This is a genomic window from Arthrobacter sp. E44, from assembly GCF_041877125.1.
GTDB lineage: Bacteria > Actinomycetota > Actinomycetes > Actinomycetales > Micrococcaceae > Arthrobacter.
Window position 1 is genome coordinate 1 of the sequence record NZ_JBHDJA010000028.1, and the last position, 22,220, is coordinate 22,220.

The following is a 22,220-nucleotide window of genomic DNA, read 5'->3' on the forward strand; positions in this document are numbered from 1 at the left end:
GCCGGGCATTACGGTGGGACATGAAGACCTCTTAGTCGTTGGCTGTGTGTGGTAACCACCAACCTAAGAGGTCTTCACCTATTCACGATGTAACCAACGTCCTGACTCAGTACAACTAGACGCGGATCCGGTACCCGCGCTTGACCACGGTCTCAATAAGCCTGCCGTCCGGCAGCGACGAACGCAGCCTGCTCACCGTCATGTCCAGCGCGTGCACGGATCCCCGGAGTTCCAGCAGGTCGGAGAGCGATTCACGGGACAGGACTGCGCCGCCTGCACCCAGCAGGGCGCGCAGGAGCAGCAGGGGAGCGGGCGCCAGTTCCACCTGCTGGCCGTCGATGCGGAGGCAGCGGCCGCGGAGCTCGATGTTTCCGGAGCGCGTCTCCAGCCGGCGGACGTGGTTCAGCGCAAGGTGCTCGCACACCAGGCGGATGAGGGCGCCCATGCGGAAACGTTCGGGGATCAGCGGTGTGATGCCGGCGTCCAGGAGCGGCTGCGCGGTCACGGGACCCACCACGGCGGTGGTGACGTTCAGTTTCAGGCTCTCCACCAACTGCTTATACAGGCCCATCTCGTGCGCGGTGCTCCACATGGCATCGACAGCGGGGGCGCTGGTGAAGGTCAGGACGTCGAGGTTTCCGCTGCAGGCAGCCTCGATCAAGCGGGGCAGCCGGTCCTCGCCGTCGGGTTTCACCCAGCGGTACGGCGTGACGGTCAGGACCGTGGCGCCGGACATCCGCAGCCGCTCGATCTGCCGCACGTCGGTGTAGCCGTGCAGCTGCATGGCGACAGTCTTGCCGCGGACGCCTTCAGCAAGCAGCATGTCCACCAGGGTGGCGGTGGTTTCGTCGCTGCTGATGCCGACGTCGGCAAGGCCGGCTGCCCGCACGGCACCGCGGGCTTTGGGTCCCCGGACGAACATGCGGCAGTTCCCGAGGGTTTCCAACAGTTCGTCGCCGATGCCAAAGGAGTCCGCGGCCTCGCACCACCGGCGCATTCCGTAAGCGGTGGTGGCGATACAGAGGTCCGGCTTGGCTGCGATGATGGCCCGGGTGTCTTCTATGAGGCGCATGTCCTCCTGGACGGGAGCGATCTTCAGCGCCGGCGCGTGCAGGACTTCGGCGCCGCGGCGTTCCAGGGCCTCAATGAGGTCCCGGGACCGCCGGTCAGAGGTGACGCCGATACGGAACCCCTCCAGCGGCGACTCGGCGGCATCCGGAGCAGCTTCTGCCTGCGTTGGTTCGGCCTGCGTCTGTTCAACCGGTGCAAGTGCAGTCATGGGGGTCAATCCTTTCATGATCCCAGCAGCGAAGCCGCCAACCTGTCCAGGTCGGCGGCGGCGCCGGCGTGCCCGCGGTTGGCCTCAGCCACCCGCACCACCTCGCCGATGACAAGCACTGCAGGGTTGCTGCAGCCGGCAGCAGCGGAGGTGATGGTGCCCAGGTCCGCGACAGTTGTGCGCTGGCCGGGCCGGTAGCCCCGTTCCACGACGGCCATGGGCATGTCCGGCCGCATGCCGGCGCGGCGGAGGCCTGCCGCCAGCTGGTGGAGGGTGCCGATGCCCATAAGCACCACTATTGTGCCGCCCAGGCCAGCCAGGTGCAGGTGCTCCTTCTCGGTGAGCGGGGCATGCCCGGAAACCACGGTGAACAGATGGCTGACTTCCCGGTGGGTCACCGGGATACCTGCCGCGGCGGGCACCGAGATGGCGCTGGTGACGCCGGACACTACCTGGACCTTGACGCCCGCGGCCACGCAGGCGGCCACTTCCTCGCCGCCGCGGCCAAAGACGTAGGGGTCGCCGCCCTTGAGGCGCACCACGTTGTTGCCGGCCAGCGCGCTTTCCACCATCAGTTTTTCGATGTCCGCCTGGCTGACCTTGTGGTGACCCGGCTTCTTGCCGACGTCGACAAGCTCGGCGGAGGTCAGCAGCGGCAGCTCCTGGTACGGGGCCAGGCGGTCATAGAAAACGACGTCGGCGTCCCGGAGCGCCTTGACGGCCGCCACGGTGAGCAGGTCAGGGGTTCCGGGGCCACCGCCCACCAGGGTGACATTGCCTCCGGGCCCTGCGGCGGGCTCCGCGGCAACGGGGACGCCGGCTTCCCGGCAGCGGCCCAACAATGTGCCCCAGCCGGGCTGTCCGTCCGCGACCGCTGCAACCAGGAACAACTGTTCCGGCAGCCGGGTAAGGGCGGCGCTGTGCGGGGTCTCCAGGCGGTGCACGACGGCGCCCGCGGCTTTGTAGCGGCGCACTGCCTGCCGCGCTGCAGTGGCGGTGCCGGCCACCAGGACGTCCCGGCCGGTGAGGTCGATGCTGAGCTGCATGGTTATGCCTCTTTTTCGGTATTGTCCGTGGTTGACGTGCGGACCGGGATGGCGGCTCCGATCAGGACCTTTCCCTTTTCCTCGGGGGTGGCAGGGCGCATCTGGCCGCGCTCGTCCGGGACGAAGGTGATGGAGTCGTCCTTCTGGTCCGGTGCGTTGACGAAGGAGCGGAAGCGGCGCAACCGCTCGGGGTCCTTCAGGGTGTCCGCCCATTCGTCCACGTAGGTGTCCACGTGCCTGGCCATGGCGGACTCAAGGTCGGCGGCGATCCCCAGGGTGTCCTTGACCACCACGTCCTCAACGTGCTTGATGCCGCCGTCGAGCTCCTCCTGCCACCGGGCCGTGCGCTGCAGGCGGTCGGCGGTGCGGATGTAGTACATGAAGTAGCGGTCGATGTACTTGATGAGGGTCTCGTCGTCCAGGTCCTTGGCCAGGAGCTGGGCGTGGGCCGGGGTGGCGCCGCCGTTGCCGCCGACGTACAGGTTCCAGCCGTCGGCCGTGGCGATCACCCCGACGTCCTTGCCGCGGGCCTCGGCGCATTCGCGGGCGCAGCCGGAGACGCCCATTTTGAGCTTGTGGGGGCTGCGCAGGCCGCGGTAGCGCAGTTCCAGCTTGATGGCCATGGCCACCGAATCCTGCACGCCGAAGCGGCACCAGGTGGACCCGACGCAGGACTTAACAGTGCGCAGGCTCTTGCCGTAGGCCTGGCCGGATTCGAAGCCGGCATCCACCAGTTCCTTCCAGATTTCCGGGAGCTGCTCCAGCCGGGCACCGAACATGTCGATCCGCTGGCCGCCGGTGATCTTGGTGTACAGGCCGTACTTCTCGGCGACGGCAGCGATGACGCCCAGCTTCTTCGGGGTGATCTCACCGCCGGCAATGCGCGGGACCACCGAGTAGGTCCCGTCCTTCTGCATGTTGGCCAGGGCACGGTCGTTGGTGTCCTGCAGCGTGCCGCGGCCGGCGTCCAGGACGTAGGCGCTGTTCTGGCTGGCGAGGATGTTCGCGATGGTGGGCTTGCAGATGTCGCAGCCGGCGCCGGTACCGTACTTGGCCATGATCTCCTCGAAGGAGGTCAGTTCCAGGACCCGGATGGCGTCGAACAGCTCTTGGCGGGACAACTCGATGTGCTCGCACAGGGCCTTGGACACCTCGACGCCGGACTTGGTCAGCTCGGTTTCCAGCAGTTTCTTCAGCATTGGCACGCAGGAACCGCACTGGGTTCCGGCGCGGGTGCAGCCCTTGAGTTCGCCGAGTTCCTGGACCGGCGCATTCCCCTCACACGCTCCGCAGCCGTTGATGGTGTCCCGGATGGTCCCGGCGGTGACGTTATTGCAGGAGCAGAGGGTGGCGTCGTCGGGGAGTTCGGTTTCGGGAGCTTCTCCGCCGCCTGCCGCGGAGAGGAAAGCGCCGGGCTCGGCGGGAAGTTCACGGCCCAGGAGCGGACGCAGGCTCATGTACGGTGAGGCGTCACCCACGAAGATGCCGCCCAGCAGGGTCTTGGCGTCGTCAGTGGTGACGATCTTCTGGTACACACCGCGGGCGGGGTCTGCGTAGACGATCTCCAAAGCGTGTTCGGTCCGGGCGAAGGCGTCCCCGAAGCTGGCCACGTCCACACCGGAAAGCTTCAGCTTGGTGGCGGTGTCGAAGCCCGGGAACGTGGCGTCGCCGCCGTGCAGCCGGTCGGCGACGATCTCGGCCATGGTGTTGGCGGGGGCCACCAGGCCCAGGCACATGCCGCCGAAGTTGGCCACCTCGCCGATGGCCCAGATGCCGGGGACCTCGGTGGCGCAGAAATCGTTGATCGCCACGCCGCCCCGCGGGCCCAGGCTGAACAGCTGCTCCTCGCCCTCGGCCGCGCGGAAGAGCTCGTCGCGGGGCCTGACGCCCACGGCGACAATCACGAGGTCTGCCGGGATGACGCGTTCGTCAGCCATCAGCACGTCGGTGACCTGGCCGTCGTCGTCCGTCAAAATTTCGCTGGGGAACACGCCGCCGTGCACTTCGAAGCCCTTGGCCTCGATCAGGCGGCCAAGGGCCTGCCCGGCGCCCTCGTCCAGCTGGGTGTTCATGAGCCAGGGTGCACCGTTGATGACCACGGGAGTGGCGCCGAGCTGCTCCGTGCCGGCGGCCGACTCGAGGCCCAGGAGGCCACCGCCGATGGTCACGGCGTTGATTTTGCGGCCCAGCTTTTCGGTGAGCTCTGCGATGGCCTTGTTGATGGCCCAGACGTCCTCGAGTGTCCGGTAGACGTGCGCGTGCTGGGCGCCCGGGATGGGCAGGCGGACAGCGTCCGAACCCGTGGCCACCACCAGCTCGTCGTAGACGTAGGAGTTCCCCGCCGCGGTTTCCACCGTCTTCGCCGCGGCGTTGATCTTCACCACGCGTTCGCCGGTCTTTAGGACCAGCGAACCGTGCTCCCACATCCCGGCCGTTCCCAGGGTGAGGTCCACGCCGGTATCGGTGAGGGCCTTGGAGAGCGCCACCCGGTCGTAGGGGAGGTGGGCTTCCTCGGTGAGGACCGTGACATGCCAGCCGTCGAGGCCCCGGGCATGCATGGCGTCCGCAAAACGGTGGGCCGCGGGGCCGCCGCCGGCGACGACGATGCGGCGCGGAGTCTCTGTGCTTGAAGTCTGTTCGGTCACTGTGGGCCTTTCGCATGGGCCGCAGACGGTGCTCTGCAGCTTGTGCCTCCAGCCTAGGAAGGGGCAGTTTCGCCTCAGTTTCCCAATTGTTTCGTCAACTTAACTTCTGCATCACGGATGCATTTCCACCCGGGTTAGGTCTCTTTTACGCGCCGGACATATGTACCGCACCCCTATGAAACACCTGGACCTTAGCGTGGGACACGGCCGCAAAAGCAGCCGCTGCAAGGACAACAGGCACAGGGAAAGGAGCCGGACATGACGGCAACACTGGAACTTGGGGCGCTCGCCGCCGAATCAGACCTCGCTGGATTTGAGACCGGCTGGCACCGTGTCTGCGCGGTTGAGGACCTCGAACCGGCGTGGGGCGAGGCCGCCTTGGTTGCAGGGCGCCAGGTGGCGCTTTTCCGCACCGGCCCGGAGGAAGTCTTCGCCGTGGCCCATGAGGATCCGGCCACCGGAGCCCACGTCATGGCCCGTGGCATCCTGGGCTCCAAGGGTGCCAGGCCCACCATCGCCTCGCCGCTGCACAAGGAGGTCTATGACTTGGAGACAGGGGAGTGCTTCACCAGTCCCGGCCTGCGGCTCGCAGCGTACCCCACCCGCGTCACCAACGGCTTCGTCGAGGTGGGTCTCCAGTAATTCGCCGGAGCCGGAAAAGGGGCGCCGGGACTCTGAACAGTCCGGCGCCCCTTTCGTGCTTAGTGACCTGTTAAAGCCCCAGCGCTTCGCTGACGTCGTGCAGGACCTCGTCCAGGGAAGCCCGGGCCGCCTGGCGTGCGGCCGGCAGCTCCGCGGCGGATCCAACCTGGTGGATGACCTCCAGGTAGCACTTGAGCTTGGGCTCCGTACCGCTGGGCCGGATGATGACCCGGGTCAGGTTCCGGGTGATGTAGAGCAGGCCCTCGGTGGGCGGCAGCTGGGCGGTGCCCTCGGCAAGGTCGGTGAAGACCTCCACCGCTGACTGGCCGAAAGATTCCGGCGGCGAAACGCGCAGGCGGTTCATCATGGCGTCCAGCAGCCCCAGGTCCGCAACCCTGATGCTGAGCTGGTCGCTGGCGTGCAGGCCGTGCTGGAGGTACAGCTCATCCAGGGTGTCGAAGACCGTCTTGCCTGCGGCTTTGGCGGTGGCGGCGAGTTCGGCGATCAGGACCGCGGCGGAGATGCCGTCTTTGTCCTTCACCAAGTCCGGCGCCACGCAGTATCCCAGTGCCTCTTCGTACCCGTAGACCAGGCCGGGAACGCGGGAGATCCATTTGAATCCGGTCAGTGTTTCCTGGTGCGCGAAGCCGGCAGCATTGGCGATGCGGGCCAGCAGTCGGGAGGAAACAATCGAATTGGCAAAGACGCCCCGGCCGTCGGCTTCGTCGCCGGGGGCGCCGTCCGCGAGCCGGGCCACCATGTGCGCGCCCAGCAGTGATCCCACTTCATCGCCGCGGAGCATCCGCCAGGCGCCGGTGTCAGGATCTTTCGCCGCTACTGCAGCCCTGTCGGCATCGGGGTCATTGGCGATGACCAGGTCGGCATCCAGCCGCGCGGCCGCTTCCAGGGCGAGGTCCAGCGCCCCGGGTTCCTCCGGGTTGGGGAAACTGACGGTGGGAAAATCAGGGTCCGGCTCCGCCTGCTCGGCCACCACGGTGACATCCGTGAAACCTGCCGCCTTCAGGACGTCCAGCGCAGTGCCGCCGCCCACACCATGCAGCGGGGTCAGGACGATCTTCAGGTCGCGTGCGGGGAAGCGCTCCGCCATGGCGAGTGCCGCCGTCGTCCGTTCGTACCCGGCGGCCAGCGAGCCGTCCAGGACCGTCCACCCGTCCGCTGCCAGTGCAATTGATTCCAGCGGTCTCACCGCGCTGATGCGCGCAGCGATTTCGGCGTCGTAAGGGGCCACGATCTGGGCACCGTCACCGTCCGCGGCCACGGCATGCCGGCCCAGGTACACCTTGTACCCGTTGTCCTGCGGGGGGTTGTGGCTGGCGGTGACCATGACGCCGCCGTCACAGTCCAGCGCGCGGACCGCGTAGGCCAGCAGGGGAGTGGGGAGGGCGGCCGGCAGCAGAAACGTCTCGATACCGGCCGCGGTGAAGATCGCGGCCGTCTCCTCCGCAAAGACATCGGAGTTATGCCGGGCGTCATAGCCGACGACGGCGCGCGGCCGGGTGCCGGCCGCCGCCTTTGCCACGGCGTCCACCAGGAAAGCGGCGAGTCCCGCCGCGGCGCGGCGCACCACCACCCGGTTCATCCGGTTGGGCCCGGGTCCCAGGGCGGCGCGCAGGCCGGCGGTGCCGAACTGCAGCGTGCCGCGGAAGCTGTCTTCCAGTTCCTGCCGGGCCGCCGGATCGCCGTCGTCGGCAAGGCGGACAAGCTCCAGGAGGGACGCCTTGGTTACGGGGTCCGGGTCCTGGGCAGCCCATTCGCGGGCCTCGGCGAGCAGGCGGAGTTCGGCATCGGCAGTGGTCATGGGCACAACGCTATCGTCATTGCACCCCGCCGTGATGCACCCGGGTGCGTGGTCCTGCTAGAGCCGGGCGATGATGTCGGCCAACAGCCTTGAGATGCGGGGACCCGCAGCCTCGCCGGATTCAAGGACTTCCTGGTGGCTCAGCGGCTGGGGGCTGATGCCCGCGGCGAGGTTGGTGACCAGCGAAATGCCGAATACTTCCATGCCGGCGTGCCGGCCGGCGATGGCCTCCAGCGCCGTGGACATGCCGATCAGGTCGGCGCCGATGCGCTTGGCGTACTGCACTTCCGCCGGGGTCTCATAGTGCGGGCCGGGGAACTGCGCGTAGACGCCTTCGTCCAAGGTGGGATCCACTTCGCGGGCAAGTCCGCGGATCCTTGGTGAGTAGAGGTCCGTCAGGTCCACGAACGTGGCCCCTTCCAGCGGTGAGGCCGCGGTGAGGTTGATGTGGTCCCGGATCAGGACCGGCGTGCCGGGTGCCCAGGCCTCGTTGAGCCCGCCACAGCCGTTGGTGAGGACCAGGGTGCTGCACCCGGCGGCTGCCGCGGTGCGGACGCCATGCACCACGGCGCGAACGCCCTTGCCTTCGTAATAGTGGGTGCGGGCGCCCAGGACCAGGGCGCGCTTGCCGCCCTTGGTCAGCACGGAGCGGATGGTGCCCACGTGGCCCTCGACGGCAGGGGAGTGAAAGCCGGGGACTTCCTCGGCGGACAGGGTGGCGGTGGTCTCGCCGATCAGGTCAGCGGCCTCGCCCCAGCCGGAGCCGAGGACCAGTGCGGTGTCGTGGCGGTCCACGCCGGTCTCCTCGGCGATGTAGTCGGCGGCGGCGCGGGCGGCGGCGAACGGGTCCGTGTTCAGGAAGTCTGTTGTACTCACCAGTACAAGTTATCCTGCCGCCCCTGTTACCCCTGTCACTGCGGCCCGCAGGATGCCCTGTTTTCTTGGTGGTCAGGCGGTAAATGGGCGAGAATGGATGACTGTGACTACGCACCCAGATTTCAGTTCCCCCCGGATCGCAATCCTGGGAGGTGGTCCCGGCGGATACGAAGCCGCCATGGTGGCCGCCTCGCTTGGAGCGACGGTCACCATCGTTGAGCGCGCGGGCCTGGGCGGCTCCGCCGTGCTGACGGACGTGGTTCCGTCCAAGACCCTCATTGCCACGGCGGACCTGATGACGCGCGTTGCCGAGGCCGGCGAGCTGGGCGTGAAGTTCGACGTCGACGGCGGCGACTTTGTGCCCGTGATGCGCGCCGACCTCAAGCACATCAACGACCGCCTCCTTAACCTGGCCCGCACCCAGTCGCAGGACATCCGCGACGGCCTCGAAAAGCAGGGCGTCCGCATCATCGCCGGTTCCGGTCGCCTCCTGGACAGCCACACCATCGAGGTCCTCACCGTTGATGGCACCGAGACGATCGAAGCGGACACCGTCCTGCTGGCTGTGGGGGCGCACCCGCGCGAACTGGAAACGGCCCGCCCGGACGGGGAACGGATCCTGAACTGGACCCAGATCTACAACCTGGATGAACTGCCCGAGGAGCTCATCGTGGTGGGCTCCGGCGTAACCGGCGCCGAATTCGCGTCCGCCTACAACGGCCTCGGCTCCAAAGTCACCCTGGTCTCCAGCCGCGACCGCGTGCTGCCGGGCTCGGACGTGGACGCCGCAGTGGTCCTTGAGGAAGTGTTTGAACGCCGCGGCGTCCGGGTCCTGTCCCGCTCCCGTGCCCAGTCCGTCGAGCGCACGGACGACGGCGTGGTGGTCACGCTCTCGGACGGCACCAAGGTGACCGGCAGCCACTGCCTGCTGTGCCTGGGCTCCATCCCAAACACCGCCGGCATCGGCCTGGAGGAGGCCGGGGTGGCGGTCAGCGACAGCGGCCACATCAAGGTGGACGGCGTGTCCCGCACCACGGCCCCCAACATCTACGCCGCCGGTGACTGCACCGGTGTCCTGCCGCTGGCCTCGGTGGCCGCCATGCAGGGGCGCATCGCGGTGGCGCACTTCATGGGCGACGGCGTCACCCCGCTCAAGCTCCACCAGGTAGCGTCCAACATCTTCACCTCGCCCGAAATCGCGAACGTTGGCGTGTCCGAGGCAGAGATCGAATCCGGCAAGTACCAGGCCGACATCATCAAGCTCTCCCTGCGAAGCAACGCCCGCGCCAAGATGCGCAACGCCAAGGATGGGTTCGTGAAGATCTTCGCGCGGAAGGGCTCGGGCACCGTGATCGGCGGTGTGGTGGTGGGACCCAACGCGTCCGAACTGATCTTCCCCATTTCCATTGCGGTGAAGCAGAAACTGCACGTGGACGACGTCGCCAGCACCTTCACGGTGTACCCGTCGCTGACCGGGTCCATCTCCGAGGCAGCCCGCCGACTGCACGTCCACATGTAAATCTTCCCGGCCACGGGCGGGGCTGGACCCCTCCGGCGCCACCTGCCTAGACTCGAACCAGGCGCGGCCGGGAATTTCCATGAAGTTCCCGGCCGTTCCTGTACCAGCCGTCGACGCAAGGAGGGGCCCATGGAACTGCAGGACATCAAGTGGAACGAGCAGGCGCGGGAAAAGATCCTGCTGGATGCCGACCGGGCACTGCAGGAAGCGGTCCGGGAGGCGGCTTCATCGCTGTCCGGATCCGGTAAGGACAAGGTGTACGAATTCCTGTTCGAGAAGCTGAAGGGCCAGTTCGTGGACTTCCAGCTGGGCCCGGACCTCACCAAGTACGCGGAGGCCGTGGCCGCCGGGGAAGTCGAATAAGGGGAACGGCTCAGTTGCCCGCTGCCGGTCCTGCTTCCGTTTGCAGGACCGGCAGCGGCTTTCCTGGCCACGGTCTGAGGCGCTTCCGGTGAACCGGCAGCGCCAGCTTAAAACGGATACGGGGCGATGTCCGGGCGCATGGTAAGCCACTGGATTTCGGTGAAGGACTCCATGTTGGCGTGGTGGCCGCCGATCCGTGAGCCGTTGCCCGAATCTTTCATGCCGCCGAATGGCGAATTGGCTTCGTCCGACACGGTCTGCTCGTTGATGTGGACCTTGCCGGAGTCCAGCTGGTCGGCAATGGTCATGGCCATGCCGACGTCGCCCAGGATGCCGATGGACAGGCCGTATTCGCTGTCGTTGGCCAGGGCCACTGCCTCCTCCACGGTGGAGAAGCTGGTTACCGGGGCCACGGGACCAAAGATTTCATCCTTCCAGGCCGGACTGTCCTGCTTGAGGTCCACCAGTACGGTGGGCTGGTAGAAGCGTCCATCGTGGGTACCGCCGGCCGCCACGCGGGCGCCGCCCTTCACTGCCTCCTGGACAATGCCGTCCACGCGGTGCAGCTGCCGCTCATCGATGACCGGTCCCAGCGCCACGGTGCCGCTCTTTGGGTCACCGACCGGAAGGTGGGCGGCCTTTTCCGACAGTGCGGCAACGTAGTCGTCGTAGATGTCCTCGTGCACGATATGACGGCCCGCGGCCATGCAGATCTGGCCCTGGTGCATGAACGATCCGAACGCGGCGGCCGACGCGGCCTTGGCCAGGTCCGCACCCGGCAGCACGATCAGTGCGTTGTTGCCGCCAAGCTCCAGGTGGGCACGCTTGAGCAGGCGTCCGGCGGTCTCGCCGATCTTCCGCCCGGCCGCCGTCGAACCCGTAAAGGCGATGACGCGAACTTCCGGCGCCTCCACCACGGCCGCACCGATGTCCGCGCCGCCGGGCAGCAGCGACAGCAGCCCCGGCGGGAGGCCGGCCTCCTCGAAGATCCGCATGAGGGTGACGCCGCCGCAGACAGCGGTCCGGGGATCCGGTTTGAGCAGCACGGCGTTCCCCAGCGCCAGGGCAGGGGCGACGGCGCGGATGGAGAGGATCAGCGGGAAGTTGAACGGCGCGATCACGGAGACGACGCCCACCGGGCGGCGCCTGGCAAAGGACCAGCGGTTCTCGTTGGAGGTGAGCACATCCCCGGCCGGCAGCGAGGGCAGCGCCGAGGCGTCGTAGCATTCGTTCGCGGCAATGTGGGTTTCCAGCCCTGCCTTGGGCGCAATGCCGCCGGATTCCCGGACGATCCAGTCCTGGACCTCCGCGGTGTGCTCCTCCCAGAGCTGCCCGGCGCGGCGCAGCACGGCGGCGCGCTCCTCCGGGTTGCGCGCGGCCCAGTCCTTTTGGGCCTTCGCCGCCACTGTGGCAGCTTCCCGGACGTCCTCCACGGAGGCGACCCCGTAGTTGCCCAGCTGGGCGCCGGTGGCCGGTTCAACGCTGGTTCCGGTTCCGCCGCCGCCCTTGCGCCAGCCGTTGAGGTAGATGTTGCCGTCCCAGGGGGCGGAATCGAGGAGGGACATCAGTGTCCTTTCGTCGTGAACTGCCGCGACTCAATGTCACGGACGGGCGGATGCCGGAACACCCCCCAATCAATGGTGGTGCCTTTACCTTCGCCGCCATGTTCATGCGCCGTCAACTATGGTTCCCTGACCGGGCTTTGCGGGGTTAGGGCAAGGCTGGGTGGGGCCACGGCCGCCGGGTTCCCTGACCGAGCTTGCGAGGTTAGGGCAAGGCTGGGTGGGGCCACGGCCGCCGGGTTCCCTGACCGAGCTTGCGAGGTTAGGGCAAGGCTGGGGAGAAGTGCCGTTCGATAAGGCCCTTGAGGTCCTCGTGGCAGCCGCCGCAGCCGGTGCCCGCGCGCGTTGCCTTCGAAACCTCCGCAACAGTGGCACAGCCATCGGAGACCGCAGCCGTAATGGCAGCCCCGCTCACGCCGGCACACCGGCACACGGTTCCGGCGGGATCCGCCGGGCCGGCGCCCGGCAGCTGGTCCGGACCGTCCAGGCGGAGGAGCAGCGACCGGTCCGCGGGCAGTTCAGCCCCACGTTCAAAGAGCCCCACCAGCTCGGCAGCCGTCCTCGGCATGCCCACTGCCACCAGTCCTTCCAGGACGCCCCCACGCGTGGTCATTTTGACGTACCGGCCGTGCTCCGGATCTGCCCACTGCGAGACCTGCAGGCGGGGCCGGCCGGTGGCTGCCCCGGCCGTGAGAATCTCCTCGTCCCAGGGATCGGCGGAGTTGTCGCCGGCCACGGCCATGTTCATTCCACGGGCCTTCAAGACCACCACGCCGGGCTGCTCCGGCGGCAGGGCGGGCAGCAGCTCGGCTTCCGCGGCTGCCCCTTCGGCCAGCAGGGTGAGGTAGCCGGCCAGCCACTCTGCCTGCCGCCAGCCCGGCCCCACCAGCCCCGACGGACCCTTGGCATTGCGGCACCCCGCGCAGCCCGGGTCCGGGCAGCGGACCTCGGCGCAGTCGCCGATGGCGAAAATGTACGGTTCGTGGTGCGCCCGCAACCGGTGGTCCACCAGGATGCCGGTGCCGGTGGACAGCCCGCATCCTTCGGCCAGTTCGGTCCGGGGACGGACACCGCACGAAATGACCAGGAGGTCGCCGTCAATCGCGGACCCGTCATCGAGCAGCAAAGCCGAGAAGCCGCCGTCGGGCCCGTTGTGCTCCACCCCCGTGGAACGTGCGTTGCCGGCCACCCGTACGCCGCAACGCCGCAGCCCCGCGGCAAGGACCGCTCCGCCGCCGCGGTCGATGCTCCGGCCCAGCGGGTGCGGGCCGTTGTGGACCACCGTCACGGTGGCGCCCTCCTCCGCGGCGGCCAACGCCGTTTCCAGCCCCAGCACCCCGCCGCCCAGCACCACCACCCGCTTGCCGCCGTCCACCGCCTTCCGCAGCACACCGGCGTCGCTCAGGTCCCGCAGCGCCGTAACGCCCGCGGGAAGGACCGGGGTAGCGGGATCCGGGTTGATGCCGGTGAGGTTGGGGATCACCGGGCGGGACCCGGTGGCGAAGACCAGCCGGTCGTAGTGGACCACGAACCCGTCCGAGAGCAGGACCTGCTGCCGCGCCCGGTCCACGCGCTTCACCCGCAGGCCCAGGCGGACGTCCACGCCCTCCTCGGCCAGCCCGGCCGCGTCAGCAAGTGCCAGGGCGTCTGCAGTGGTCCGGCCGACCCCGAGATCCGCCACGAGCACGCGGTTGTAGGCGGCATCGGCTTCCGCGCCCACCACGGTGAGCCGGATCCGGCCTCCGCGCACGGCGGGCAGCAGCTCATCCACCAGCCTGGCGGCTACGGGGCCGAATCCCACGATGACAATCTGCTCGCTCATGAGGCCTCCGTCGTTTGCAGCATGCGGGCGGAATCGGGTGCGGGCACCGGCCGGACCCACACGGTGTTGAACTTGAATTCGGGCATTCCGGAGACGGGATCGGTGGCCGCTTCGGTCAGCCGGTTGGCGCTTTCGGAACCCGGAAAATGGAAGGGCAGGAAAACCGTCTCGGGGCGGATTGCCGTGCTCAGCTCCGCCCGGCACACCACCTCGCCGCGGCTGTTGGCCACGGAGACCAATGATCCCTCGGCGATGGCCATCGCTTCCGCTGCCGCGGGGTGGAGCTGCACTTTCGCCTCGGGCTGGGCGGCGAGGAGCTCCGCCACGCGCCGCGTCTGGGCACCGGACTGGTAGTGCTCCAGGAGCCGGCCGGTGATGAGGGTCATTTCCTTTGCAGCGGGGCCGGGGCTGACAGCAGGCGTACGACGGCGGCGCGGCGCCACCGGGACCAGCTGCGCCTTGCCGTCGGGGTGCGAAAAGCGGTCGGTGAACAGCCGCGGCGTTCCGGAACTGCCGGCCGGGTACGGCCAGTATGCGGGCTCCCCGCGGTCCAGCATGGCGTAGTCGATGCCTGAATAATCAGCGAGGCCACCGGCGGAGGCGAGCCGCAGCTCCTCGAAGACCGTCTCCGGGTCCTCGCTGTAGGTGGAGGGTGCGTCCAACCGCTCGGCCAGGCGGGCCATGATCCACATTTCGCTGCGGGCGCCGGGGGGCGGGGAGACGGCGCGACGGCGGCGCAGCACGCGTCCTTCCAAGTTGGTCAGGGTGCCGTCCTCTTCGGCCCACTGCAGCACGGGCAGGATCAGGTCCGCTTCCGCGGCCGTTTCGGACAGGAAGAAGTCGCAGACCACCAGGAAGTCCAGGCTGCGCAGCCCAGCGATCACGGCATTCGCATCGGGTGCCGCCACCGCAATATTGGAGGCATGGACGAAGAGGCACCGGACGCCGTCGGGCTTTCCCAATGACTTCAGCAGCTGCACGGCCGGCAGGCCGGGGCCGGGGATCAGGTCCTCGGGGACACCCCAGACGGAGGCGACGTGCGCGCGGGCGGCAGGGTCGGTGATTTTGCGGTAGCCCGGAAGCTGGTCCGCCTTCTGGCCGTGTTCGCGGCCGCCCTGGCCATTGCCCTGGCCGGTGAGGGTGCCGTAGCCGCTGCGGGCGGACCCGGGCAGGCCCAGCAGGAGGCTGAGGTTGATGGCGGCGGTGGCGGTGTCGGTGCCGTCGACATGCTGTTCCACCCCGCGGCCCGTGAGGATGTAGCTCCCGCGCGCCCGGGCTCCGGCCGCAAGCATGCGGGCCGTCTGCCGGATCAGCTCCGCCGGGACGCCGGTAATCGACTGGACGCGTTCGGGCCAGAAGGCGTTGACACTGCGGGCCACGGCGCTGTAGCCGGAAGTGCGCTCCTGGACGTAGGCGCTGTCCACGAGGTTCTCGTGGATGACCACGTGGGAGAGGCCGAGCAGCAGGGTGAGGTCGGTGCCGGCCAGCGGCTGGAGGTGGAGTCCGCCGCCATCTGCCGTGAAGGCTGCGGTGGCGGATCGGCGCGGATCAACCACGATCAAGCCGCCGGCGTCGCGGGCGCCCTTGAGGTGCTGCACGAACGGCGGCATGGTCTCGGCAACGTTCGAACCGAGCAGCAGGATGGTGCTGGCGGTGTCCAGCGCCTCGACCGGGAAAGGCAGGCCGCGGTCCACGCCGAAGGCCCGCATCCCGGCAGCCGCAGCGGAGGACATGCAGAACCTGCCGTTGTAGTCGATGCGGGACGTGCCGAGGGCCAGCCGGGCGAACTTTCCCAGCATGTAGGCCTTCTCGTTGGTGAGTCCACCGCCGCCGAACACGCCCACGGCGTCCGCACCGTACCGGGCGCAGGCGTCCTTCACTGCCCGGGCCGCGAGGTCCAGGGCTTGGTCCCAGCCGATGGGGCGGTGCGCGCCGTCGGGACCCTTCAGCAGGGGCTCAGTGATCCTGCCCGCGTGGTTCAGTAGCGATGGCGAGGTCCAGCCCTTGCGGCACAGGCCGCCGCGGTTGGTGGGGAAGTCCCGGCCGGCAACCTCCAGGGCGGGTGCAGGGTTGGATGCAGGTCCGGGCGTGGAACCGGGTGCCGGCGCGGAGCCCGGCCCCGGCTGGGCAGCCGTTGCCAGGCCTGCGGTGGGCGTGAGCGTCATGGCGCACTGCAGGGCGCAGTAGGGGCAGTGCGTGTCGGCGCTTGCGGGCATGCTAGATGTGTCCCATCGCGTTCCGGCCTGCCTTGCGGATGTAGCAGGCCCAGCAGACCACCAGCATCAGGACATACGCGCCGACGAACCCGTAGAAGGCGGGGGTGTAGGAACCGCTGGCGCTGCTGGAGGCGTTCAGGACCTGGGGGATGACGAAGCCGCCGTAGGCCCCGATAGCGGAGATCAGGCCGAGGGCAGAGGACGCCAGCCGCTGCGTGGCCACGGAGCTTGCGCCCTTGCGCGCGGCCCGGCTGGAGGTGGCGAAGATGACCGGAATCATCCGGTAGGTGGCGCCGTTGCCGAAGCCGCTGGCAGTGAACAGCATCAGGAACAGGACCAGGAAGAGCAGGAAGTTCTTCAGCGGCAGCGTCCAGACCATGGTCAGCGTGATTACGGCCATGGCGGCGAAGGCCGAAACGGTCATCCGGGCTCCGCCCATGCGGTCCGCCATGCGTCCGCCGTAGGGGCGGGCCAGCGAGCCCACCAGGGGGCCCAGGAAGGCGAGAGAGAGGGCCACGGTTCCCACGCCGATGGTGGAGAACCCGGGGAAGTAGTCCTTGATCAGCTTGGGGAACACGCCGGCGAAGCCGATGAAGGAACCAAACGTCCCGATGTACAGCAGCGCCATGATCCACAGGTGCGGTTCCTTGAGCGCCGCCACCGATCCGGCCACGTCGCCCTTGGCGCTGGTGAGGTTGTTCATGTATTTGAAGGCCCCAAAGGCTGCCAGCAGGATGAAGGGAACCCACATCCAGCCGGCCATGGGAAGGTTCACGGTGCCGGCGGCCAGCAGGGTGATCACAATGGGAACGGCAAGCTGTGCGACGGCGGCACCGAGGTTTCCGCCCGCGGCGTTCAGGCCCAGCGCCCAGCCCTTTTCCCGGGCCGGGTAGAAGAAGGTGATGTTGGCCATGGAGCTGGCAAAGTTTCCGCCGCCGAAGCCGGCCAGGGCCGCCACAAGGAGCATGACGCCGAATGGGGTCTCCGGGTTGGAGACGCAGAGGGCCAGCCCGGTGGAGGGGATCAGGAGCAGCAGGGCGGACACAATGGTCCAGTTCCGGCCCCCGAAGCGGGGGACCATGAACGTGTAGGGAATGCGGAGCGTGGCGCCCACCAGGCTGGGCATGGAGATGAGCCAAAAGATCTCCGACGTGGAGAAGGTGAAGCCGGCGGCGGGAAGCTGGACCACCACGATGGACCAGAGCTGCCAGACCACGAAGCCCAGGAACTCGGCGAAGATGGACCAGTTCAGGTTCCGGCGTGCGATGGCGCGGCCCGCGGTTTCCCACTGCTCCTTGTTCTCCGCATCCCAGTTGGCGATCCAGCGGCCGGGGCGGAATTCAAGGGCAGGTGAGTCTGTGGCGCGGGCAGGGCCGGGCTGTACGCCGGTTTCGACAGTGCGGTCAACAGTCACGGTTTACCTCCTTCGGGGATGGGGTTTCCTCAAACCTAGGGATGGCTCGTTTCGTGGACAGTCGATGTGTGTTAACGCGCTGTGACTTTTGCCTATCCGGCACAGTCAGGGGGCGTGAGGCGCCGGGGAACAGCCGGATTGTGAGACAGACAACACCCGTCCGGATGCTGGACGTTTCGTCCATTGACTGGACGGAGGCAAGTAAGATCGAACTCTAACTATTCGAGCCGGGTGGCGGTCCTGCCTGTGCCCGGCCGGTCTCACGAAAGTGCTTACCTATGTCATCCACCGATACCACCGCGCTGCCAGGTGCACAGCAGCCGGTGAACTCCCGCGGCCGCGTCATCGTGGCCAGCCTGATCGGCACCACAGTGGAGTTTTACGACTTCTACGTCTACGCCACCGCCGCCGTCCTCGTCTTCCCGAAGCTCTTCTTCCCCAGCGCGAACGAAACCACGCAGCTGCTGAGCTCCTTTGCCGTGTTTGGCGTGGCCTTCATCGCCCGCCCCCTCGGCTCCATCATCTTCGGGCACTTCGGTGACAAGTTCGGCCGCAAGGGCACGCTGGTGGCTTCGCTGCTGACCATGGGTATCGCCACGTTCCTCATCGGCTGCCTTCCCACCGCGCTGGTTCCGGGCTGGGAGTTCCTGGCGCCGGCCCTGCTGGTGGTCATGCGCTTCGCCCAGGGCCTGGCGCTCGGCGGCGAATGGAGCGGGGCCGCGCTGCTGGCCACCGAAAATGCTCCCGCCAACAAGCGCGCCATCTACGGCACCTTCCCGCAGCTCGGCGCCCCGATCGGCTTCATCATCGCCAACGTCATCTTCCTGGTGGCAAGCTACACCCTGGCGCCGGAGGCCTTCGCGGCATGGGGCTGGCGCGTGCCGTTCCTGCTCAGCGCCGTCATGGTCATCATCGGCCTGTACGTCCGCCTCAAGCTGATCGAAACCCCGGCCTTCACCAAGGTCCTGGAGTCCAACGAGGTCGCCAAGCTGCCGCTGGGCCGCGTCTTCAAGACCAGCTGGCGCCAGCTGATCCTGGGTACCTTCATCATGCTGGCCACCTACGTGCTCTTCTACCTGATGACAACGTTCACGCTCACCTACGGCACCAAGCCAACCCTGGAAGGCGCCAAGGCCGCAGCCGAAAAGGCCGGCAAACCGATGAGCGAAGCCGCCGCCGCCGCGTTCGTCCCCGGCCTTGGCTACAGCCGCAACGACTTCCTCTGGATGCTGATTGCCGGCGTCGTCTTCTTCGGCATCTTCACCCTTGTCTCCGGACCGCTGGCGGAAAAGTTCGGCCGCCGCAAGATGCTCCTCGCAGTCACTGCCGGGATCTTCGTCTTCGGCCTGTTGTTCGTTCCGCTGTTCAGCGGCGGCTTCGTGGGCACCATGGGCCTGCTGATCCTCGGGTTCTCGCTCATGGGCCTCACCTTCGGCCCGATGGGGGCGCTGCTGCCCGAACTGTTCCCCACCAACGTGCGGTACACCGGATCCGCCATCAGCTACAACTTCTCCAGCATCCTGGGTGCAGCAGTGGCGCCGTTCATCGCGGTGGCCCTCTGGGAAGCTGCCAAGGGCAGCCCGGTCCTGGTCGGGGTCTACCTGACCTCGATGGCGGTGCTCACCTTGATCGCGCTGTTCCTCACCCGCGAAACCCGGGACGTGGACTACGAGAACAACGTGGCCTGACGCCCTGGTGCAGTCCGGCCCGGTTAGTGGCTGAGATGCCCGGCCCCGCCCCCGCAATAACGGGGTTGGTGCCGGGCATCTGCCTTAAGTGCCGGAGGTAACCGGGCAGGAACGCACGACGGCGGGGCTGCCGCGGCTTGGGTGGTTGGGGCTCAGCGGGCGTAGCGGGCCACGAAGTTCTTCAGCACGGCCATGGGCTCGGTGACGGTGAACTGCCGTGCCGCCGCCATGAGCTCGTCTGCCGACTCCGGCGGGAAGTAGCCGGCATGCCGGTAGATGTCGATCCGGGTCACCAGCCCGTCGGTGTCCAGCTCCGGATGGAACTGGGTGGCGTAAAGATTGGTCTTGACGCGGAACATGTGGACGGGGCAGGAGGCCGCCCGCGCCAGCAGCACAGCGTGCGGGGGCAGCGAGCTGACGGCTTCCTTGTGTCCGGTCAGCGCCGTGAAGGTTTGGGGCATGCCCTGCAGGATGGGGTCCTGCAGTCCCTCCTCAGTCAGTTCCACCTGCACCGCGCCCAGCGGCTCGCCGTAGGTCCGGTCGATCACGGCGCCCTGGTGGCTCCCGAGCGTGCCGACCCCGTAGCAGGCGCCGAGGAACGGGAAGTCAAGGTCCACCAGCTGGTCCAGGAGCGCTGCCAACTCCTGCTCCACGCGGTGCTGGACGGCGCTTTTGTGCTCCGGCGGGTCGCTGGAGGTGAAGGGGCTGCCGCCGACGATCACGCCGGAGTACTTTGAAAGGTCCAGCGAGGGCAGGGGAGCGGCTTCGAGCCGGACGCGGACCAGCTCCCGTTCTTCAAGTCCGCCGTACCTCAGGTAGGCGGCGTACTCGTCCTCCGCGGCGGCATCCTCCGCACGGGAGGCAAGGAGCAGGAAAGGCAGCATGAGTAAAGTCTGCATCCTGGCGGCTGCACCTGCCAGCACCACGCCTGCCGGCCCCAGGACTGCAACCGCCGGGTCGGGCTGTTTGCGGGTCAGGCTATGGGCCGGCTCAGGTTAGGTGCGGGCTCAGGCCGGCGGTTGCGTCAGCGACCGGCGGGACTGGGGCCGGGCCGCCGGGTCCGCGTGGCGGTGCAGCAGCTTCCAGTAGCCCTCCTCGCGGCGGAAGATGCTGGTCACGCGCAGGGCGAACTCCTCCGTGGCTGCAGCCCCGTCAAGCCGTGCCCGGAAATGCTCTGTCTCCACCAGGTAGGCAGTGTCGCGCGCCGTGTAGGAGGTCACGGTGTCGAAGCCCAGCATCTCGCCGTCGCGGAACTGGCGTGCCGCCTGGTCCAACCGGGCTTCCACCTGGGCCCAGCCGCGGGCGATCCCGCCGAACGGGTTGGCCAGCGTGACGTCATCCAGCCGGGAGTACAGTTCCTTGATTGGAGCCGCATTGCCGCGGGTGATCTCGGGAACCGCTTGGTGGTAGCGGTCCACTTCTTCCTGGAAACTTGGTGCGAGCATGGCTGTCGGGCCGCCTTCTAGTCCTCGATGGTGGCGATGATGGCGCCCGCGGACACCGTCTCGCCGGCCGTTGCGGTCAGGCCCGTGATGGTGCCGGAACGGTGTGCGGTGAGCGGCTGCTCCATCTTCATGGCCTCGAGGACCACCACCAGGTCGCCTTCGGACACCACGTCGCCGTGGGCCACAGCCACCTTCACAATGGTTCCCTGCATGGGGGAGGTCAGCGCATTGCCGGTGGCGGCGGCGGGCCCTGCAGAGCGGGAGCGCTTCTTGGACTTGCCCGGCTTGCCCGCAGCTGCTGCGGTTCCCGGCGTGCCCAGGGACGCGGGAAGGACCACCTCAAGGCGCTTGCCGCCTACCTCCACCACCACGCGCTGGCGGTCTTCGCCGGAGCCTTCGCCGTCAGCGGTCCCCTCAGGGGTCCATGCGGGCAGGTTGTTGCTGAATTCGGTTTCGATCCACCGGGTGTGGACCTTGAAGGGTCCTTCGGCGGGTGCGAACGCAGGGTCCGAGACGACAGCGAGGTCGAACGGGATGACGGTGGGGATGCCCTCCACCACCATCTCCTCCAGGGCGCGGCGGGCACGCTGCAGGGCCTGCGGGCGGCTGGCGCCGGTGATGATGAGCTTGGACAGCATGGAGTCGAAGTTTCCGCTGATCACGTCGCCCTGCTCCACGCCTGAGTCCACGCGGACACCAGGGCCGGTGGGGTTTTTCAGAACGCGGAGGGTGCCGGGGGCGGGCAGGAAGTTCCGGCCCGGATCCTCGCCGGTGATGCGGAATTCGATGGAGTGGCCGCGCACCTCGGGGTCGCCGTAGCCCAGTTCCTCGCCGCGGGCCAGCCGGAACTGCTCGCGGACCAGGTCGATGCCGGTCACTTCCTCGGAGACGCAGTGCTCCACCTGGAGGCGGGTGTTGACCTCAAGGAAGGAAATGGTTCCATCCTGGCCAACCAGGAATTCGCAGGTGCCTGCGCCCAGGTAGCCGGCCTCTTTCAGGATGGCCTTGGAGGATTCGTACAGCTTGCGGTTCTGGTCCTCAGTGAGGAACGGGGCCGGGGCCTCCTCCACGAGTTTCTGGTTGCGCCGCTGGAGCGAGCAGTCGCGGGTGGACACCACCACGACGTTGCCGTGGGAATCGGCCAGGCACTGGGTCTCCACGTGGCGCGGGGCGTCCAGGAAGCGCTCGATGAAGCATTCGCCGCGCCCGAAGGCTGCCGTGGCCTCGCGGACGGCGGACTCGTACAGTTCGGGGATTTCTTCCCGGGTACGGGCCACCTTGATGCCGCGCCCGCCGCCGCCGAAGGCGGCCTTGATGGCCACGGGCAGGCCGTGCTGGTCAACGAAGTCCAGGACCTCCTGCGCGGACTCAACGGGATCGGCCGTGCCGGGCACCAGCGGTGCGCCGACCTTTTCGGCGATGTGCCGGGCCTGGACTTTGTCGCCCAGGGCGGAGATCGCCTCGGGGGAGGGGCCGATCCAGGTGATGCCGGCCTCGATCACCCGGGCGGCGAACTGGGCGTTTTCGGCCAGGAAGCCGTAGCCGGGGTGGATGGCGTCGGCGCCGGACTGGCGGGCGGCCTCGATGATCTTGTCCATCACCAGGTAGGACTCGGCGGCGGTGGTGCCGCCCAGGGCGTAGGCCTCGTCAGCGAGCCGGACATGCAGGGCATCGCGGTCCGGGTCAGCGTAGACGGCGACGGAGGCGAGGCCCTCGTCCCGGGCCGCCCGGATGATGCGCACGGCGATTTCGCCGCGGTTGGCGATCAGCACCTTTGTGAGGCTCGGCTGCGTGGTTCCTGCGGACTGCTCCAAATTTGCTGACAAGGCGTCTCCTTCTTTCCTTCAGGGAGCCTAGCGCGGTTTTGAGGGTTCCGCCGATATT

The 22,220-nt window shown here is 68.0% G+C and carries 16 protein-coding genes; 4 read left to right on the plus strand and 12 right to left on the minus strand.

Features of this window, described 5'->3' with window-relative positions; genetic code table 11:
- Positions 1-115: 115 nt before the first annotated feature.
- Genes ACETK3_RS18950 through nirB form a run of 3 tightly spaced genes read right to left on the minus strand, consistent with a single transcriptional unit; the run spans position 116 to position 4,970 of the window.
- Positions 116-1,279, minus strand: a complete 1,164-nt coding sequence (locus ACETK3_RS18950; RefSeq protein WP_236801754.1) for a uroporphyrinogen-III synthase — start codon at positions 1,277-1,279, stop codon at positions 116-118.
- Positions 1,280-1,293: 14 nt separating this feature from the next.
- The gene (cobA, locus tag ACETK3_RS18955) at positions 1,294-2,325 is read right to left on the minus strand and encodes a uroporphyrinogen-III C-methyltransferase (protein ID WP_236801755.1); all 1,032 of its coding nucleotides are present in this window, start codon (positions 2,323-2,325) and stop codon (positions 1,294-1,296) included.
- 2 nt (positions 2,326-2,327) lie between these two features.
- On the minus strand, positions 2,328-4,970 hold the full coding sequence (gene nirB / locus ACETK3_RS18960; protein WP_373993363.1) for a nitrite reductase large subunit NirB: 2,643 nt from the start codon (positions 4,968-4,970) through the stop codon (positions 2,328-2,330).
- A gap of 258 nt (positions 4,971-5,228) precedes the next feature.
- On the opposite strand from nirB, the gene nirD reads away from it, so the two are divergent.
- Complete coding sequence (nirD, locus tag ACETK3_RS18965) at positions 5,229-5,612, plus strand: nitrite reductase small subunit NirD (protein WP_237430151.1); 384 nt, start codon at positions 5,229-5,231, stop codon at positions 5,610-5,612.
- A 70-nt stretch (positions 5,613-5,682) separates the two neighbouring features.
- Here nirD and ACETK3_RS18970 read toward each other — a convergent pair whose 3' ends face one another.
- Both ACETK3_RS18970 and ACETK3_RS18975 read right to left on the minus strand, forming a co-directional pair.
- The gene (locus ACETK3_RS18970; RefSeq protein WP_237430152.1) at positions 5,683-7,431 is read right to left on the minus strand and encodes a phospho-sugar mutase; all 1,749 of its coding nucleotides are present in this window, start codon (positions 7,429-7,431) and stop codon (positions 5,683-5,685) included.
- Positions 7,432-7,488: 57 nt separating this feature from the next.
- Positions 7,489-8,307, minus strand: coding sequence for a purine-nucleoside phosphorylase (locus ACETK3_RS18975; protein WP_142130615.1), 819 nt, complete (start codon positions 8,305-8,307; stop codon positions 7,489-7,491).
- A gap of 103 nt (positions 8,308-8,410) precedes the next feature.
- Between ACETK3_RS18975 and ACETK3_RS18980 the strand changes: the two genes are divergently transcribed.
- Together ACETK3_RS18980 and ACETK3_RS18985 are read left to right on the plus strand one after the other, a co-directional pair.
- Positions 8,411-9,826: an NAD(P)H-quinone dehydrogenase gene (locus ACETK3_RS18980; protein WP_306970433.1), complete on the plus strand. Its 1,416-nt coding sequence runs from the start codon at positions 8,411-8,413 to the stop codon at positions 9,824-9,826.
- A gap of 129 nt (positions 9,827-9,955) precedes the next feature.
- Positions 9,956-10,189, plus strand: a complete 234-nt coding sequence (locus ACETK3_RS18985) for a hypothetical protein (protein WP_373993364.1) — start codon at positions 9,956-9,958, stop codon at positions 10,187-10,189.
- Positions 10,190-10,296: 107 nt separating this feature from the next.
- On the opposite strand, the gene ACETK3_RS18990 is transcribed toward ACETK3_RS18985, so the two are convergent.
- The 4 genes from ACETK3_RS18990 to ACETK3_RS19005 all read right to left on the minus strand — a co-directional run bounded on the left by ACETK3_RS18990 (position 10,297) and on the right by ACETK3_RS19005 (position 17,203).
- Positions 10,297-11,754, minus strand: coding sequence for a benzaldehyde dehydrogenase (locus ACETK3_RS18990; RefSeq protein WP_373993365.1), 1,458 nt, complete (start codon positions 11,752-11,754; stop codon positions 10,297-10,299).
- 259 nt (positions 11,755-12,013) lie between these two features.
- On the minus strand, positions 12,014-13,573 hold the full coding sequence (locus ACETK3_RS18995; RefSeq protein WP_373993366.1) for an FAD-dependent oxidoreductase: 1,560 nt from the start codon (positions 13,571-13,573) through the stop codon (positions 12,014-12,016).
- A complete protein-coding gene (locus tag ACETK3_RS19000; protein ID WP_373993367.1) occupies positions 13,570-15,789 on the minus strand; it encodes a molybdopterin oxidoreductase family protein in 2,220 nt (739 codons plus the stop codon). The genes ACETK3_RS18995 and ACETK3_RS19000 overlap by 4 nt, the downstream gene beginning before the upstream one ends.
- Before the next feature lies 1 nt (position 15,790).
- Positions 15,791-17,203 (minus strand): MFS transporter, encoded by a 1,413-nt coding sequence (locus ACETK3_RS19005; RefSeq protein WP_236801768.1) that lies wholly within the window; start codon positions 17,201-17,203, stop codon positions 15,791-15,793.
- 278 nt (positions 17,204-17,481) lie between these two features.
- On the opposite strand from ACETK3_RS19005, the gene ACETK3_RS19010 reads away from it, so the two are divergent.
- On the plus strand, positions 17,482-18,891 hold the full coding sequence (locus ACETK3_RS19010) for an MFS transporter (RefSeq protein ID WP_373993368.1): 1,410 nt from the start codon (positions 17,482-17,484) through the stop codon (positions 18,889-18,891).
- Between the two features lie 152 nt (positions 18,892-19,043).
- Here the strand turns inward: ACETK3_RS19010 and ACETK3_RS19015 are convergent, their stop codons facing one another.
- From ACETK3_RS19015 to ACETK3_RS19025, 3 genes are all read right to left on the minus strand, one after another.
- Positions 19,044-19,775 carry a glutamine amidotransferase gene (locus ACETK3_RS19015; RefSeq protein ID WP_373993369.1) on the minus strand — a complete coding sequence of 244 codons (732 nt, stop codon included), beginning with the start codon at positions 19,773-19,775 and terminating at the stop codon, positions 19,044-19,046.
- Positions 19,776-19,898: 123 nt separating this feature from the next.
- On the minus strand, positions 19,899-20,336 hold the full coding sequence (locus ACETK3_RS19020) for a nuclear transport factor 2 family protein (protein WP_236801771.1): 438 nt from the start codon (positions 20,334-20,336) through the stop codon (positions 19,899-19,901).
- A gap of 17 nt (positions 20,337-20,353) precedes the next feature.
- Positions 20,354-22,162: a biotin carboxylase N-terminal domain-containing protein gene (locus ACETK3_RS19025; protein WP_373993370.1), complete on the minus strand. Its 1,809-nt coding sequence runs from the start codon at positions 22,160-22,162 to the stop codon at positions 20,354-20,356.
- Positions 22,163-22,220: the final 58 nt, after the last annotated feature.

What these genes read in the sequence shown, in the direction of transcription:
- ACETK3_RS18950 (WP_236801754.1), bottom strand. Translation starts at nt 1,279, where the DNA reads ATGACTGCACTTGCACCGGTTGAACAGACGCAGGCCGAACCAACGCAG.
- ACETK3_RS18995 (WP_373993366.1), bottom strand. Translation starts at nt 13,573, where the DNA reads ATGAGCGAGCAGATTGTCATCGTGGGATTCGGCCCCGTAGCCGCCAGG.
- ACETK3_RS18970 (WP_237430152.1), bottom strand. Translation starts at nt 7,431, where the DNA reads ATGACCACTGCCGATGCCGAACTCCGCCTGCTCGCCGAGGCCCGCGAA.
- ACETK3_RS18985 (WP_373993364.1), top strand. Translation starts at nt 9,956, where the DNA reads ATGGAACTGCAGGACATCAAGTGGAACGAGCAGGCGCGGGAAAAGATC.
- ACETK3_RS19020 (WP_236801771.1), bottom strand. Translation starts at nt 20,336, where the DNA reads ATGCTCGCACCAAGTTTCCAGGAAGAAGTGGACCGCTACCACCAAGCG.
- ACETK3_RS19000 (WP_373993367.1), bottom strand. Translation starts at nt 15,789, where the DNA reads ATGCCCGCAAGCGCCGACACGCACTGCCCCTACTGCGCCCTGCAGTGC.
- ACETK3_RS19010 (WP_373993368.1), top strand. Translation starts at nt 17,482, where the DNA reads ATGTCATCCACCGATACCACCGCGCTGCCAGGTGCACAGCAGCCGGTG.
- ACETK3_RS18990 (WP_373993365.1), bottom strand. Translation starts at nt 11,754, where the DNA reads ATGTCCCTCCTCGATTCCGCCCCCTGGGACGGCAACATCTACCTCAAC.
- cobA (WP_236801755.1), bottom strand. Translation starts at nt 2,325, where the DNA reads ATGCAGCTCAGCATCGACCTCACCGGCCGGGACGTCCTGGTGGCCGGC.
- nirD (WP_237430151.1), top strand. Translation starts at nt 5,229, where the DNA reads ATGACGGCAACACTGGAACTTGGGGCGCTCGCCGCCGAATCAGACCTC.
- ACETK3_RS19015 (WP_373993369.1), bottom strand. Translation starts at nt 19,775, where the DNA reads ATGCTGCCTTTCCTGCTCCTTGCCTCCCGTGCGGAGGATGCCGCCGCG.